Below are 14407 nucleotides of genomic sequence, written 5' to 3'. Positions count from 1 at the left end.
TTGATCGTCATGACGCGGGTGTGCGTCTGGCCGAACAACTGGCTGGACCCGTCACTGATGAGAACGTGGTCGTTCTCGCGGGTCCCTCGGACTCAACGTAGGCCCTTTACCGCCATCTGCATCATTGGGGCGAAAAATGGGACACGCGATCCAACTCGTTGAGGAGACTCCCTATCGCTTCCGCATCGAGCGACAGGGAGCGATGCGAGTGCCAGGCGTCGTACTGGCTTCCCGCGTGCTGCTTCCGGAGGACCAGGCGCTGCAGCAGGTCGTCAACGTGGCCACCCTGCCGGGCATCGTCCGGGCCTCCTACGCCATGCCCGACCTGCACTGGGGGTACGGGCTCCCGATCGGCGGCGTGGCCGCCACCGACATCGCGGCCGGGGGCGTGGTCTCCCCGGGCGGGGTCGCCGACGCCGATGTCTCCCAGGTCGGTTTCCGGGCCATGGAGCGAGGAGTCAACGACTCGGGGCTGAAGCCCCGAGCTTGCGTCTCGCCGTCCGGTATGGCTTACCGGCAGGGGACGCACTGACCTTGCGTTCCACGGCAAGGTCGTTGGGCATGTCGACGAATGCCCACGCCGCCCCGGCGCGTGTTGCCACGTTCAGGGCTGCGATGTGGTCGGCGGATCCAGCGAACCCGCACGACCGGCAGCAGAACCAGTCCCTGCTGCGCCGGTTACCCCGCTCCACATGCCGACACCAGGCCACCGGGCACCTCTGCGACGTGTACGCCGGATCGACCTCCAGGTACGGCACCCCGGCCTTCCTCGCCTTGTAGGCCAGGAATTCGCCGAGCTGGTGGAACGGCCAAGAGGAGAGCGTGGCCCGCTGGGAGGGCCAGAGCCGTACCCGGTCGCGGATCCCGGCCAGTTCTTCTGCCGCGATCCCGCGCCCGGTGCGTTGCGCCTCGGCCACGATCTCCTTGCTGATGATGTGATTGACGTTGGTGGCGTGCCGCGCCTCCCGCTTGGCTCGCCTCTTGAGTTTCCGTTTCGCGCCGCGGGTCTTGCGGGCTTGGAGTTCGGCCCGCACGCGGGCCATCCGCCGCCGGTAGGCGTTCAACTCCTGCCCGGAGTAATCGATCCCGTCGCTGGTGGTGGCCAGGTTCACGATCCCCCGGTCCACGCCCAGCCACCCGGTCGGCTCCACGGGCGAGACCTCGGGCACCTCACAGGTGGCCAACAGATACCACCTCCCGTCCCGGTAGAGCAGATCCGATTCCCCGTGCCGGTGGAGCGCGAGGGTCTTCAGCTGATCGGGGTGGCCGGTGAAGGCGAGGTCCTTGACCCGCCCGGCCACCGTCCAGATCGACACCGTCTGGGCGTCCATCAGCCAGGACAGGCACCGGTCATCAAACGGCTGCGCCGCATCGGCACGGAACGCGACCGGCTTGGAGACGGCCTTGCGGGCCCGGCGGCCTTTCAGCCTGCCGGTGCGGACCAGCCCGCGCAGCGTGCTGTGCGCATCTACCACCTTCTTGATCACGTGCTGGGCGGCCTGCGCACCAAGCCCGCGAGCCTTGAGCTCGCCGTAGGTGAGCTGCCGAAGCCGGCGCTCCCCGGTGTTGCCGGTGATGTGGGAGGTACGGGAGACAAAGTTGGCCGCGTCGTTGACCGTGTGCAGGGTGGCCTCCAATGCCTGCGCCTGCTCGGGTGTCGGCAGGAGTTTCACCCGCACCACCAGCTTCACATCGAACACGCTACCGGCTGGCCCCTGTCACCACGGTGGGAACCCGCTCCTGATATCCGGCGTGGACGCGGCGTGGTCTACCGCCTGCATGCCCATGTGATCTTCACGCCCAGGTACCGGCGGAAGGTCTTCACCGATGCCATCTTGAGCCGCCGCGAAGACCTCATGATCGAGGGATGCGACAGCTTCGGCGCCGAACCGGTTGAGTTCAACGGCGCAGACGACCACGTCCACCTGCTCGTCCACTACCCGCCCAAAGTCGCATCTTCCACCCTGGTCCACTCGCTCAAGGGCATCTCCGCCCGGCTGCTGCGCAAGGAGTTCCCCACCCACATCCGCCAGTTCCTGCGGGGCGGGCACTTCTGGTCGCCGTCCTATTTCGCCGCCTCCTGCGGCGGCGCCCCCCTTGCGATCATCAAGGAGTACATCGAGAACCAGAAGCGCCCGGACTGACGTCCGGGCAGAAACAGCAGGCCAGGGGAGCGATTCCTTTTGGGCGTAAACGCCCGGGGTTCCTCGCTAGATAGCGCTGAAGATGGGAGCACGTGATGAACCACGTGAGCGCGGCTCGGGCCATTGGTCCCGAAACGGAAGGACTTTAGTCTCTGGTGGCACGACCCAGGCAGCAGGAGGTTGATGTTTAGGCCTGTGGGACGACGAGGGAGTCTGACCCGAGAACCTCTGAGGGGGAACGACGGAAGGGCTGAGAGGTCAGAAAGCCGAAAGGCAGACTGGCGACCCCTAGTCACCTGATCCGGACAATGCCGGCGAAGGGAGAGCGCCTCACAGGTCTTACTCTTGCCACGCGCACTTCGGGTGCCCTGTGGTGGCGGATGTCATAGATATGACAAGCCCGGTGATCAAGTTGCTTCTCGGCTGAAGGCTCACTCTGGCCGCAGCCGTGATCTGTTGCAGGCGCTACCGCGGATTCGCCACGTAGGACATGGTCTAAGGCGTGAGGGGGCGCCAGGGGACCGGGCTGGACAGCACCATCATGCTTGACGGGTGGCCGTACGGCGCGAGCTTGTCGATCAGCTCCTCGAAGGCCGTCATCGAGGAGGCGGCCACCCGCAGCAGGCAACAGGTGTCACCGGTCACCCGGTGCACCTCCAGGATCTCCGGCCAGGCCAGTGCCTGCTCGTCGCGGAGCACGCAGCGGGGCCCGTAACACGACATCCTGATCAGCGCGGCCACCCCACGACCGGCCCGCGCCGGATCGATCCGCGCGTGATAGCCGGTGATCACTCCGGACTCCTCCAGCCGCCGCACCCGCTCGGCCACCGCCGGGGCCGACAGATGCACCCGCCGCGAGAGCTCGCTGTAGGACAGCCGCGCATCGTCCTGAAGCTCGGCCAGCAGTGCCCAGTCCATGGCGTCCACGTCACGCTCCGTCATGTCGTAACTTGATCGGCCCGAATGGCTTCCGTTCCGAAGGTCAGATCTCGGAACGCCTTATTTCTATTATTTCTGGACGACTCAATACGGACCAGGATGGAGGCTAACAAACGGAGGAAGGACCAATGACCACCATCAGGCAGCTCAGCGAGCAGGACCGGAACGCGCGGGCCGTAGCCAACGAGGGACTGCCCACGCTCACGTTCGACGAGGCCACGCCGTACGACGACTATGTCGGCACCATGACCCTGCGTCGGCTCCAGCGCACCATCACCGACGCCCCCGAGGAACTCGCGTTCCTGGTCACCACCCAGGTGATGGAGCTCTATTTCGGCCTGCTCCGCACGGAGTGGCAGCTCGCTCAGAAGCAACTCGACGATGACGACGACGCCGCCGCGACCGCGACGATCAAGCGCACGGTCCGGCACTTCGATGCGCTCAACGCCGCGTGGGCGTCGCTCAGCTGGCTCACTCCGGCGCAGTTCAACAAGTTCCGTGACGCGCTCGGCGAGGCGTCGGGCTTCCAGTCGGCGCTGTACCGGCACGTGGAGTTCCTGCTCGGCAACAAGTCCGAGCCGCTCATCCGCCCGCACCGCCGCAACCCCGAGGCCTACCGGGAGCTCACCGAGGCGCTGGCTCAGCCGAGCCTGTACGACTCGGTGCTCGCCCTGCTCGCCCGGCGCGGCCATGCCGTCCCACAGGAGGTTCTGGAGCGCGACTACACCGCCGAATACGAGCCCCACCCCGATGTCGAGAAGGTCTGGGTCGAGGTGTACGGCGGGCCGCTCGAACCGCTGGCCGAGGCGCTGACCGACCTGGCCGAGCGGTTCTCCGACTGGCGTTACCGGCACGTCATGGCGGTGCGCCGCTCGATGGGCGCCAAGCCGGGCTCCGGCGGGTCGAACGGCCTGAACTGGCTGGAGCGCAGCATGCGGCGCCAGGTCTTCCCCGAGCTCTGGACGGCCCGCACCCTGATGTGACACACCCGTCGGCACTCTTCCGCGCCGTTCTCCGCCGCACCCTGCCCGGCAGGTGATCATCGCCTGCCGGGCCGGGTACGGGCCGGGTCAGGATCCCTCGGCGACGCTTAGGATGATCTTTCCTCGGATGTGCCCCCGCTCGGCGCGTTCGTGGGCCTTGCGCGCGTCGGCGAGCGGGAAGACGCTGTCGACGCCGACGCGAACGCGCCCGGCGTCGATCAGACGCGCCAGCTCGGCCATCTGTGCTCCGTTGGAGCGGACCTGTCCCGTCACAAAGGTGATGCCCAGCTCGGCCGCCCGTTCGGGACGGTACTCGCCGAGGAAGACCGCACTGATCACGCCGCCACGCTTGAGCACCGGCAGGAACCGGTGGCCGTGGGGACCGCCGACCGTGTCGAAGAGATAGTCGACGTCGCGAACCTTCTCCTCGACGGATGTGGTGGTGTAGTCGATGAACTCGTCGACGCCCAGCCCGAGCAGGAACTCCTCATGGCGCCCCGAGGCGACGCCGATGACGTGCGCGCCCCTGTTCTTGGCGAGTTGCACGAAGAAGTGGCCCACCCCGCCGGCCGCGCCGTTGACCAGCACGGTGTCGCCCGGTTCGAGCCGCACGTCGTCGAAGAGGTCGAAGAGGAATTGGTACGCGGTGAGTCCCGCCATCGGTACGCCGGCGGCGTGCACGTGGTCGATGGTGGCCGGCTTGCGGGCGAGGTGGTCCACGGGCGCGGTCGTGTACTCCGCGTATCCCCTTCCGCCGTCGTTGAAGCCGGGAAAGCGCACCAGCCCGAACACGGCGTCCCCTTCGGCGAACTCGGTGACTCCCGGACCGACGGCGGCGACGACACCGGAGATGTCCGAGCCCGGAGTGAGCGGCAGGGATAGTGTCGGCCGTATTTCCTCCGGGAAGTCCATGAAGCCTGAGCGTGCATACCAGTCAGGCGGATTCAGGCAGGCGGCATGGACACGGACCAGGACCTCGCCGGGCCCCGGTTCCGGGCATGGGATCTCCTCGTACACCAGTGCCTCGGGGCCGCCGAACGCGTGCACTCGCACGGCCATCATCGTTTTCGGCATCGTCTTTCCTCGATTCGTCGCTCGTCTTGCCGGTGGCCGGGGCGCGCATCCCCGATAAGATCCGGATCAGTGTTCCGGATAATATGTGGAGCAGTGCTCCGCTTGTCAATGTCGAGGATCCAAACATGACCACGACGCCCGATCCCCAGCCGCCTCGAACGCAGCGCGCCGATGCCCAGCGCAACCGCGACCGCATTCTCGAAGTCGCCAGGACCGTCATCGGCGAGCAGGGCACCCAGGCCTCACTGCGCGACATAGCCCGCCGCGCGGGCGTCGGCCTGGGCACGCTCTACCGGCACTTCCCCACGCGCGACGCGCTGCTGGAAACGTTGCTCGGCCAGAGGTTCGACCGCCTCGCCGAGAAGGCCGCCCTGATCGAAGACACCCGCCCGCCCGACGAGGCACTGACGGAGTGGCTGCGCGAGTTCACCGCCGGCGCCACCGTCTACCGGGGACTCGTCACGTCGATGATGGCGACGCTCGAGGATGAGGGCTCGCCCCTGCACGCCTCATGCCTGGCGATGCGCACGGCCGCGGCGCGCCTCCTCGAGCGTGCGCAGGACTCCGGGCACATCCGCCCCGACATCGACGGAACGGATTTGTTCGCGCTGATCAACGCCGTCGGCTGGATCGCCGACCAGGCCCCGTCCATCGCCACGCGACGTGAGCACCTGCTCTCGCTGGTCATGGACGGGCTCGTGCGCCACCCGGCACCGGCCCGGACGACATCACCGCGACAGGACGCCGCGGATCACGATCAGAGGGGGCGCCGTGCGTGATGGCCGGACGGGATCGAGGATCGCAGTGCGGCGGTGAAGGCGGCGATGGCCGGATGGGCCGCCGCTCCCCGGCGGAAGGCGATCCGGGTACGGCGGCGCATGGGCAGTTCGGTGAGCCGGACGCCGCAAGGAGGGTCGGCAGCGCCCAGCTCCGGTACGAGCGCGACGCCCTGGCCGACCGCGACCATCGCCAGCACGGTGGCGAAGTCGTCGATGTGATGGCGGATCCTGGGCGCGAACCCGGCGGCCTGGCAGGCCCGCACGGTCATCTCGTGGCAGAGCGTGCCGGGCTTGGGGACGATCCAGGAGTCGCCGCGCCACCGCGCCAGGGAGCCGCCGGTGTTGTCGGGGGCGTCGTCCTGCCGCGCAGGGACGTCTGAACCGCCGTCGTCTCTGGAGGCGAGATACATGGGCTCCTCCAGCAGGGGCTCGGTGTCCAGCGCGAGGTCGGGGGTGGCGGGGACGAAGTCGTATTCGTGGATCAGGGCGACGTCCAGGTCGCCGGTCCGGAGCCGGGGGGCCACCTCGGCGGGGTCGATCTCGTCCACCATCGGCTCCAGCCCGGGATGGTCCCGGCCGAGGGCGGCCAGGGCGGCGGGCAGGATGGCGCGGGTGGCGGTGGGGAAGGCGCCGATCCTGACGGTCCCGACCAGATCGGCGCGCGCGGTGGCCAGCTCCGACGAGGCCCGCTCCAGCCGTTCCAGCACGGCCTCCGCGTGCCCCACCAGCGTGATCCCCGCCGGGGTGAGCACCACCCGGCGGCCGGTCCGCTCCAGCAGCGCCACCCCGGCCTCCCGCTCCAGCGCCGCGAGCTGCTGGGAGACCGCCGAGGGGGTGAACATCAGGGCCTCGGCGACCGCCGCGATCGTGCCACGGTAGGAGAGTTCGCGGAGCAGGCGGAGACGTCGCACATCGAGCATCAGTTGAGCTTAACGGTTTCGGAAGAAAACGGAACTGGACCTGCATGGTCGATGGCCGCGAGGCTGGGGGGCATGGATCTGCATGGTGTTCACGTTCCCCTGATCACGCCGTTCGCCGAGAACGGCGAGATAGCCCTGGAAGCGCTCGAAGGACTCGCGCACGCCGTGCTCGACGAGGGAGCGGCCGGGCTGGTGGCGCTCGGCACCACCGCCGAGGTCGCCATGCTCGCGGAGGAGGAGCGCCGGGCGGTCGTCGAGACGTGCGGCAGGGTGGCCCGGCAGCGGGGGGCGACATTCGTCGTCGGGGCGGGGTCGAGCGACACCCGCGGTTCCGCCGAGGCCCTGCGCGGGCTCAAGGACGAGGCGGACGCCGCGCTGGTGACCGTGCCGTCCTTCGTCCGCCCGTCCGAGGCCGGGGTGCTCGCCCACTTCACCGTGCTGTCCGAGCAGAGCCCGGTGCCCCTGATCGTCTACAACATCCCCTACCGGACGGGGCAGACCGTGGGGGCCGCCACCCTGCGGCGTCTGGGAGAGCTGCCCATGGTGGCCGGGGTCAAGCACGCGGTCGGCGGAGTCGACCAGGACACCGTCACCCTGCTGGCCGACCTGCCGGAGAATTTCGCGGTGCTCGCCGGGGACGACCCGTTCTTCTCCGCCCTGCTCGCCCTCGGCGCCTCCGGCGGCATCCTCGCCTCGGCACACCTGCACACCGGCCGGTTCGTCGAGCTGACGGAGGCCTGGCGGTCCGGCGACGTCGCCCACGCCCGCGCCCTGGGCCATCGGCTCTCCGTCATGTCGGCGAGCCTGTTCGCCGAGCCGAACCCCACGGTCATCAAGGGGGTGCTGCACGCCCAGGGCCGGATCCCCACCGCCGCGGTCCGGCTGCCGCTGGTCCCCGCGAGCCGGGCCTCGGTCGAGGCGGCCGAGCGGCAGGTGTGATCACGCGGTCTGGCAGGCCGGGCACCAGAAGAGGTTGCGGCCGACGAGCACCTCGGTGCGGATCTCGGAACCGCACAGGAAGCAGTCCATGCCGGAGCGCCGGTAGACGTACACCTCGCCGCCGTGGTCGTCGACGCGGGGCGGACGGCCCATCGCCTCCGGCGTGTGCTCGGGCCGCACCGTGTCGATCCGGCCCGTCCGCACGCCGTCGGCCATGAGGAGCACCAGGTCGGCCCAGATCGCCGACCACCGCTCGTGGGTGAGGTCGCGGCCGGGCCGGGACGGGTCGACCCCCTGCCGGAACAGCGCCTCGGCACGGTAGATGTTGCCCACGCCCGCGACGACCGACTGGTCCATCAGCAGGACGCCGATGGAGGTGCGGCTGCGGCTGATCCTCCGCCAGGCGATCTCCGGATCGGCGTCCGCGCGCAGCGGGTCGGGTCCGAGCCTGGCGTGCAACGCCTTCTTGTCGGCGGGATCCAGCAGCTCGCAGGTGTTGGGACCGCGCAGGTCGGCGTACTTTTCGGCGGTGCGCAGGCGCAGCCGTACCGCACCCGTCGGGGCGGGCGCGGGCACCGGGCCGAACGTGTATTTGCCGTAGATGCCCAGGTGCACATGGAGCCAGCGGTCGTCGTCGAACCCGAGCAGCAGGTGCTTGCCGTGCGCGTCGGTCTCCTGGAGCACCCGCCCGTCGATCTGGAGGGCCCCGGCGACGAACCTCCCCTGCGGGCTCTCAGCGCGCACCGCCTCGCCGCCGAACATCTGCCGGTGCTGCTCGGCCAGGCGGTGAATGGTGTGTCCTTCAGGCATGGTGGGAAATGATACGGCCTGATCGAACCGGGCTATCCGACGACCGGCAGGCGAGACGGGTCGCGGCGAAGGAGCGCGTGGGCCGTCGCGGCGAGGGCGGCCCCGGCGGCGTAGGCGAGGAGGTCGGCGACGCCGAAGGTGCTGCCGAACACCAGCCTGGCCAGCACGCTCGCCTCCGACAGCGCGGCCGGAACGGGGGTGAGCTGGGCGAACTCGATCGCCCAGCTGAACGCCAGGGCACCGGTCGCCGTCCGGGCCGGTGAGACCCGAGGCCTGACCACCAGGATCAGCGCGTGGACGAGAACGGTGTAGAGGGCGTCACCGGCGTATTTGCCGAACCAGCCGCCGGTGACCGCGCGGACCGTCAGTCCGGCGGCGACGGTCGCGACGGCCGCGAGCGCGGCGGGCAGGCGGCTGCGGAGAGCGGAGGCCGCGGTGGCCGCCCGGGTGGGACGGCTCATGGAAGCGGCGGCAGGCGGCAGCCGTACAGCCACGCGGCGAGGAGCCCCTCGAACGACCGCGTCGTGTACTGCAACGCCAGGTCGAGGAACATGTCCGTGGTGACGACCCCGTGCCGGTTCGCCGTCGTCCACTCGCGCATCATCGCGAAGAACGCCAGGTCGCCGAGGACTCGCCGGAGCGCGTGCAGGGTGAGCGCGCCGCGCTTGTAGACGCGGTCGTCGAACAGCTGCCGCGCTCCGGGGTCGGCGAGCACGAAGTCCTGGGGGAGCAGCGACAGGCGCCGGTGCCAGCGGAGGGCGTGGTCGTCGGCGGACTCCCCGCCGGAGGCCTGCGACCAGATCCACTCCGCGTAGGCGGCGAACCCCTCGTGCAGCCAGATGTCACGCCAGTCGGCGACCGTCAGGCTGTTGCCGAACCACTGATGCGCCAGCTCGTGGGCGATCAACCGCTCCTCGCCGCGACGGCCGTCCACATGGTTCACGCCGAAGATCGACATGCCCTGCGCCTCGACCGGGATCTCCAGCTCGTCGTTCACCACCACCGCGGTGTAGGAACCGAACGGGTAGGGACCGAAACGGTCGCTGAAGAGCGCCATCATCTGGTCCTGCCGGCCGAAGTCGTGCCGGACCCGGGAGGCGAGCCCGATCGGGAAGGCCAGCCGCATCCCGGAGCCGAGCTCGGCCCGCTGGTAGCGGCCGATCTGGACGCTCGCGAGGTAGGAGGCCGTCGGCTCGGCCTGCTCGAACACCCACGTGGTCCCCGACCCCGCCCGCCGCTTGGAAACCGGCTCGCCGTTGGCGATCACCGTGTACGGCGAGGCGGTGGTCACCGAGATCCGGTAGGTGGCCTTGTCGTCCGGCCGGTCGTTGCAGGGGAACCACGACGGGGCGCCGATCGGCTGGCTGGCCACGATCACGCCGTCGGTGAGCTGTTCCCAGCCGAGCTCGCCCCAGTGGCTGGAAACGGGCTTCGGACTGCCCGAGTAACGGACCTCGACGGTGAACGGCCCCGGGGCCAGCCGTCCGGGCTCGACGTGGAGCTTGCCGCCGCGATGGGTGAAACGCCTCGCCTTGCCGTCGACCAGCATCCCGCTCACGCGGAAGGCGCCCAGATCCAGCGACAGGCGGTCGAGCGGGCGCAGCGCCACCGCTGAGAGCCGGGCGACCCCGTCGAGCTTGTTGGGGCCGATCCGGTAGTCCAGGGACAGGTCATAGTGCTCGACCCGGTATCCCTCGTTGCCGTGTGCGGGGAAGTAGGGGAGGCGGGAGGTGCTCGGAACCACGTGTTTCCTCTTGCTATGTGCGCTTGTTCCATGCCGCGATCGGGTTGCCGAACCAGCGGGTCCCCGGCGGCACCGACTCGCCGCGCATCACCAGGGACGCCGGTCCGACCGTGGTGTTCTCCCCGATCGTCGCCGCGGGCAGGACCACCCCGTGCGGGCCGAGCGTCGATCCGTCCCGCAGGACGACAGTATCGATGCTCATGACCCGGTCATGGAACAGGTGCGTCTGCAGCACGCATCCCCGGTTCACCGACACCCCGTCGCCCAGGGTGACCAGATCCACCTCCGGCAGCCAGTAGGTCTCGCACCACACGCCCCGGCCGACACTCGCGCCCAGCGAGCGCAGCCACAGGTTCAGCGGAGCCGTGCCCAGCCAGACCTGGGCGAACCAGGGCGCGGCCAGCACCTCCACGAAGTTGTCCGCCAGCTCGTTGCGCCACACGAAAGAGCTCCACAGCGGCCGGTCGCCGATCGCGATGCGGCCGAGCAGCGCCCACTTGGCGGCGGTGGTGACCGCCGCGGCGAGCACCCCCGCCCCCAGCAGCGCCACCCCGGCCAGCAGCGCGGCGACCGCGAAGCCGTACGATCCGGCCAGCCACTCCAGGGCGGCCGCCACCAGCACGGCGGTCGCCACCGTGCACATCGCCGGGATGATCCGGAACACCTCGACGGCGGCGCGGGCGGCCTTCAGCCGCGGCGGCGGATCGTAGGTGCGGCTGCGGTCGCCGCCCTCCGCCGTCCGGCGCAGCTCCACCGGCGGCATGCCGAGATAGGACGACCCCGCCTTGGCCTTCTTCGGCGCGGCCGACAGCACCGCGACCAGGCCGTCCTTGGGCACCTTGCGGCCGGGAGCGGTCATCCCGGAGTTGCCGAGAAAGGCGCGCTTGCCGATCCGCACGTGGTCGACCCGGAAGCGTCCGCCGTCCAGCTCGTACGGCGCGACCATCGTGTCGTCGGCCAGGAACGCGCCGTCTCCGACGGAGGTCATCGACGGCAGCGCCAGTACGGTGGACAGCTCCACGTCCCGGCCGACCTTCATGCCCAGGGCGCGCAGCCACACGGGGGTGACCATGCTCGCATACAGCGGAAACAGCCAGACCCTGGCCATCGACATCAGGCGGCCGGTGGCCCACGCCTGCCACGCCTGGCGGCTGTGCACCGGGTGGTGGCCGGGGCGCAGGCCGATCGCCAGCAGCCGCACCAGGATCAGGATCACCAGGGCGAGGGAGGCCATCGAGGTGACGGTGGCGAGCGGCACGCCGTACAGGACATCGGCCAGGGACGTCGCGCCGCCGCGGAGGAGCACGGCGAGACCGGGCACCGCCGCGATCGCCGGGACGAGACTGAGGGCCAGGGCGGACAGCCCGTAGACGATCTCCCAGCGCCGCGAGCGCGGCGGCCGGTCGGCGGAGGGCTGGCGGGCCTTGCCCGTCCTGACGGCGGGCACCCCGGCCCAGCGCTCCCCGGACGGGACCGGGCCCGCCACCGCGGAACCGGGCGCGATCTGGGCGTGCTTGCCTATTCGCGCGCCCGGGAACAGGGTGCTGCGGGCGCCGATCGTCGCACCGGCTCCGATCTTGATCTCGCCGATGTGCACCTGGTCGCCGTCGATCCAGTAGCCGCTCAGATCGACCTCGGGCTCGACCGCCGCGTTCTTGCCCAGTTTGAGCATCCCGGTGATCGGCGGCGGCGAGTGCAGGTCGGCGTTGTCACCCACCTGGGCGCCGAGTGCCCGGGCGTAGTGGGTGAGCCAGGGGGCGCCGGACAGCTCGGCCACGCCGAGACGCTCGGCGAGCTGGTCGGCGAACCACAGCCTCAGGTGCGTGGTCCCGCCCCGGGGGTAGGCGCCGGGTTTCAGCCCCCCGAGCAGGAACCGGGCCGCGCAGGCGGTCAGCGCGATCCGCCCGGCGGGGGAGACGAAGACGACGCCGCCGAGCAGTACCCACCACCACGAGACGGTCGGCGCCCACGGCAGCCCGATCAGGTTGTTGAACGCGGCCAGCCCGACCACCCAGCGCAGTGCGCCGGCGGTGAGCAGCGGCAGGGTGAGGGCCGCCTGCACGATCGCGGCACGGCGCGGCATCGGCGTGACGATCCGGTCGCTGATCGCGATCTCGGGCGCGTCCAGCGCGGACAGATGCCCGGCGAGCTCGCGCAGCGTCGGGTGGTCGTAGACGTCGCCGACGGTGACCGCCGGATACCGGGTCCGCAGAGCCGACACCAGCCGGGCCGCCGCGAGGCTGGTGCCGCCCTCGGAGAAGAAGTCGCCCTCGGTGCCGCCGAGAACGTCTCGCCAGCACTCGGCCACCCACGGGTCGACGCCGGGATGCCCGGTCTGCTCGGACGTGGGCAGCGGCCACGGCAGGGCGTCCCGGTCGATCTTCCCGGAGGTGCGGGTGGGCAGGGCGTCGACCAGGGCGATGCGCGGGACCAGCGCGGCGGGCAGCGCGTCCCGCAGCCGGTCTCTGGCGTCGGCCTGGTCGAACTCCTCACCGGGCACGACGTAACCGATGAGCAGCTGGTGGCCGCCGCCGGTCGTGCGCACGGCGGCCGCGGCCCCGGCGACCCCGGGCAGAGCCTGCAGGGCCGCGTCCACCTCGCCCAGCTCGATCCGGCGCCCGCCGAGCTTGATCTGCTCATCCGCGCGCCCGACGAAGAGCAGGCCCTCGGGCTCGGCCCGTACCAGGTCGCCGCTGCGATAGGCCCGATCCCAGCCGAGGGAGTCGAGCGGGGCGTATTTCTCCGCGTCCTTGAGCGGGTCGAGATACCGGGCCAGGCCGACCCCGCCGATGACCAGCTCGCCGGTCTCACCCATCGCGACCGGTTCACCGCCCGAGTCCACCACCGCCAGGTCCCAGCCCGCCAGCGGCAACCCGATCCGCACCGGCCCGTCCCCGGTCAGGGGGGCCGCGCACGCGACCACGGTCGCCTCGGTCGGGCCGTAGGTGTTCCACACCTCCCGTCCCGGTACGGCCAGCCGCTCGGCCAGCTCGGGCGGGCACGCCTCGCCACCGAAGATCAGCAACCGCACGTCGTCGAGCGCCTCGACCGGCCAGAGAGCCGCCAGCGTCGGCACCGTGGACACGACCGTGATGCCCATCTCGACAAGCCACGGGCCCAGGTCCATACCGGTGCGCACCAGCGCCCGGGGGGCCGCGACCAGGCAGGCGCCGTGCCGCCAGGCCAGCCACATCTCCTCGCAGGAGGCGTCGAAGGCCACCGAGAGCCCGGCCAGCACCCGGTCACCGGGACCGACGGGCTCGCGGGCCAGGAACAGCCGTGCCTCGGCGTCGACGAACGCGGCCGCGTTGCGGTGGGTCACCGCGACGCCCTTCGGCTTGCCGGTGGATCCCGAGGTGAAGATGATCCACGCGTCGTCGTCCGGGCCCGGGCGCATGTCGCCGGGGTGTGTCTGGCCGGTGGGCGCGGGTTGCGTGCCGCCGATGAGGGCGGGCCGTGTGTCGCCGGGGTGCGGGTGCCCGGAGGGCTCGGGCCGTTCGCCGTGGCGGGGCTCTGGTGGTTCGCCCCAGTCGCCGAAGACGACGACCTTCTCGCCCTCGCCGATGACGGCACGCACCTCCGCCTCGGTGAAGACCAGTTCGGCGCGCTCGTCGGGGTCGTCGGCGTCCACGGGAACGTAGGCCGCGCCGACGGCGAGCACGGCCAGGATCGCGATGTAAAGACCCGCGGTGCCCGAGGGCACACGGACGCCGACCCGGTCGCCGCGCCCGATCCCGGCCTGCCGCAGCTCGGCGGCCAGCCGCTCGACCTCGGCCCGCAGGCCGGTGTAGTCGAGGCGGATCTGCCCATCGTCGAGGGCGGCGGCGTGCGGGTGCCGTCGTGTCGTCTGGTCGAGGATGTCCAGCAGCGTGCGGACCTGCGGCGCGGCCCCTCCCGGCAGGACCGCCCGCGGCGGTAAGTGAACGTCTGCTGGCAACGAACTCACGATTCCCTCACATACCGGGCCACCGTGGCCCCGCGACAGCCTAAATGCAGAGGGTTAACTCACTTTCTGTAACCTTCTCATACTCTGAGTGAGATTTGTCCATATGGCCTGGTCGGGATGATGTTGACC

Annotated in this window: 13 protein-coding genes and 1 riboswitch; of the genes, 5 read left to right on the top strand and 8 right to left on the bottom strand. The window is 70.5% G+C overall.

The window, feature by feature from the left end; all coding sequences use genetic code 11:
- Positions 1–202: 202 nt before the first annotated feature.
- The gene (locus ACFY2X_RS14625) at positions 203–532 is read left to right on the top strand and encodes an RtcB family protein (protein WP_389937807.1); all 330 of its coding nucleotides are present in this window, start codon (positions 203–205) and stop codon (positions 530–532) included.
- Here ACFY2X_RS14625 and ACFY2X_RS14620 read toward each other — a convergent pair.
- On the bottom strand, positions 459–1691 hold the full coding sequence (locus ACFY2X_RS14620) for an RNA-guided endonuclease InsQ/TnpB family protein (RefSeq protein WP_389937804.1): 1233 nt from the start codon (positions 1689–1691) through the stop codon (positions 459–461). The genes ACFY2X_RS14625 and ACFY2X_RS14620 overlap by 74 nt on opposite strands.
- A gap of 24 nt (positions 1692–1715) precedes the next feature.
- Between ACFY2X_RS14620 and tnpA the strand changes: the two genes are divergently transcribed.
- Positions 1716–2144 carry an IS200/IS605 family transposase gene (gene tnpA, locus ACFY2X_RS14615; protein ID WP_389938535.1) on the top strand — a complete coding sequence of 143 codons (429 nt, stop codon included), beginning with the start codon at positions 1716–1718 and terminating at the stop codon, positions 2142–2144.
- 220 nt (positions 2145–2364) lie between these two features.
- Positions 2365–2485: riboswitch (TPP riboswitch) on the top strand.
- Positions 2486–2639: 154 nt separating this feature from the next.
- On the opposite strand, the gene ACFY2X_RS14610 is transcribed toward tnpA, so the two are convergent.
- Positions 2640–3086 carry an Lrp/AsnC family transcriptional regulator gene (locus ACFY2X_RS14610; protein WP_389937801.1) on the bottom strand — a complete coding sequence of 149 codons (447 nt, stop codon included), beginning with the start codon at positions 3084–3086 and terminating at the stop codon, positions 2640–2642.
- A gap of 125 nt (positions 3087–3211) precedes the next feature.
- Here ACFY2X_RS14610 and ACFY2X_RS14605 point away from each other — a divergent pair, with 125 nt between their 5' ends.
- The gene (locus ACFY2X_RS14605; RefSeq protein ID WP_389937798.1) at positions 3212–4066 is read left to right on the top strand and encodes a tryptophan 2,3-dioxygenase; all 855 of its coding nucleotides are present in this window, start codon (positions 3212–3214) and stop codon (positions 4064–4066) included.
- An 87-nt stretch (positions 4067–4153) separates the two neighbouring features.
- Here ACFY2X_RS14605 and ACFY2X_RS14600 read toward each other — a convergent pair whose 3' ends face one another.
- Positions 4154–5140 carry an NADP-dependent oxidoreductase gene (locus tag ACFY2X_RS14600; protein WP_389937796.1) on the bottom strand — a complete coding sequence of 329 codons (987 nt, stop codon included), beginning with the start codon at positions 5138–5140 and terminating at the stop codon, positions 4154–4156.
- 125 nt (positions 5141–5265) lie between these two features.
- Between ACFY2X_RS14600 and ACFY2X_RS14595 the strand changes: the two genes are divergently transcribed.
- Positions 5266–5919 (top strand): TetR/AcrR family transcriptional regulator, encoded by a 654-nt coding sequence (locus ACFY2X_RS14595; RefSeq protein WP_389937793.1) that lies wholly within the window; start codon positions 5266–5268, stop codon positions 5917–5919.
- On the opposite strand, the gene ACFY2X_RS14590 is transcribed toward ACFY2X_RS14595, so the two are convergent.
- Positions 5898–6839 (bottom strand): LysR family transcriptional regulator, encoded by a 942-nt coding sequence (locus tag ACFY2X_RS14590; RefSeq protein ID WP_389937790.1) that lies wholly within the window; start codon positions 6837–6839, stop codon positions 5898–5900. The two genes, ACFY2X_RS14595 and ACFY2X_RS14590, sit on opposite strands and share 22 nt — an antisense overlap.
- Before the next feature lie 72 nt (positions 6840–6911).
- On the opposite strand from ACFY2X_RS14590, the gene ACFY2X_RS14585 reads away from it, so the two are divergent.
- Positions 6912–7778, top strand: a complete 867-nt coding sequence (locus ACFY2X_RS14585) for a 4-hydroxy-tetrahydrodipicolinate synthase family protein (protein ID WP_389937787.1) — start codon at positions 6912–6914, stop codon at positions 7776–7778.
- Here the strand turns inward: ACFY2X_RS14585 and ACFY2X_RS14580 are convergent, their stop codons facing one another.
- Genes ACFY2X_RS14580 through ACFY2X_RS14565 form a run of 4 tightly spaced genes read right to left on the bottom strand, consistent with a single transcriptional unit; the run spans position 7779 to position 14278 of the window.
- On the bottom strand, positions 7779–8588 hold the full coding sequence (locus ACFY2X_RS14580; protein ID WP_389937784.1) for an Fpg/Nei family DNA glycosylase: 810 nt from the start codon (positions 8586–8588) through the stop codon (positions 7779–7781).
- A 32-nt stretch (positions 8589–8620) separates the two neighbouring features.
- A complete protein-coding gene (locus ACFY2X_RS14575; RefSeq protein ID WP_389937781.1) occupies positions 8621–9049 on the bottom strand; it encodes a DUF2809 domain-containing protein in 429 nt (142 codons plus the stop codon).
- On the bottom strand, positions 9046–10332 hold the full coding sequence (locus ACFY2X_RS14570) for a M1 family metallopeptidase (RefSeq protein WP_389937778.1): 1287 nt from the start codon (positions 10330–10332) through the stop codon (positions 9046–9048). The genes ACFY2X_RS14575 and ACFY2X_RS14570 overlap by 4 nt, the downstream gene beginning before the upstream one ends.
- A 13-nt stretch (positions 10333–10345) precedes the next feature.
- Positions 10346–14278: a Pls/PosA family non-ribosomal peptide synthetase gene (locus tag ACFY2X_RS14565; protein ID WP_389937775.1), complete on the bottom strand. Its 3933-nt coding sequence runs from the start codon at positions 14276–14278 to the stop codon at positions 10346–10348.
- Between the last annotated feature and the right edge of the window lie 129 nt (positions 14279–14407).

Source organism: Streptosporangium sp. NPDC000396 (genome assembly GCF_042898655.1).
GTDB lineage: Bacteria > Actinomycetota > Actinomycetes > Streptosporangiales > Streptosporangiaceae > Streptosporangium.
Note: the sequence above shows the minus strand (reverse complement) of the source record. Positions and strands in the feature narration are given on the sequence as shown.

Bases quoted from the DNA above. Each gene is read 5' to 3' on its own strand.
- ACFY2X_RS14625 (WP_389937807.1), top strand. From the start codon at position 203: ATGCGAGTGCCAGGCGTCGTACTGGCTTCCCGCGTGCTGCTTCCGGAG.
- ACFY2X_RS14610 (WP_389937801.1), bottom strand. From the start codon at position 3,086: ATGACGGAGCGTGACGTGGACGCCATGGACTGGGCACTGCTGGCCGAG.
- ACFY2X_RS14605 (WP_389937798.1), top strand. From the start codon at position 3,212: ATGACCACCATCAGGCAGCTCAGCGAGCAGGACCGGAACGCGCGGGCC.
- ACFY2X_RS14600 (WP_389937796.1), bottom strand. From the start codon at position 5,140: ATGCCGAAAACGATGATGGCCGTGCGAGTGCACGCGTTCGGCGGCCCC.
- ACFY2X_RS14595 (WP_389937793.1), top strand. From the start codon at position 5,266: ATGACCACGACGCCCGATCCCCAGCCGCCTCGAACGCAGCGCGCCGAT.
- ACFY2X_RS14590 (WP_389937790.1), bottom strand. From the start codon at position 6,839: ATGCTCGATGTGCGACGTCTCCGCCTGCTCCGCGAACTCTCCTACCGT.
- ACFY2X_RS14585 (WP_389937787.1), top strand. From the start codon at position 6,912: ATGGATCTGCATGGTGTTCACGTTCCCCTGATCACGCCGTTCGCCGAG.
- ACFY2X_RS14580 (WP_389937784.1), bottom strand. From the start codon at position 8,588: ATGCCTGAAGGACACACCATTCACCGCCTGGCCGAGCAGCACCGGCAG.
- ACFY2X_RS14575 (WP_389937781.1), bottom strand. From the start codon at position 9,049: ATGAGCCGTCCCACCCGGGCGGCCACCGCGGCCTCCGCTCTCCGCAGC.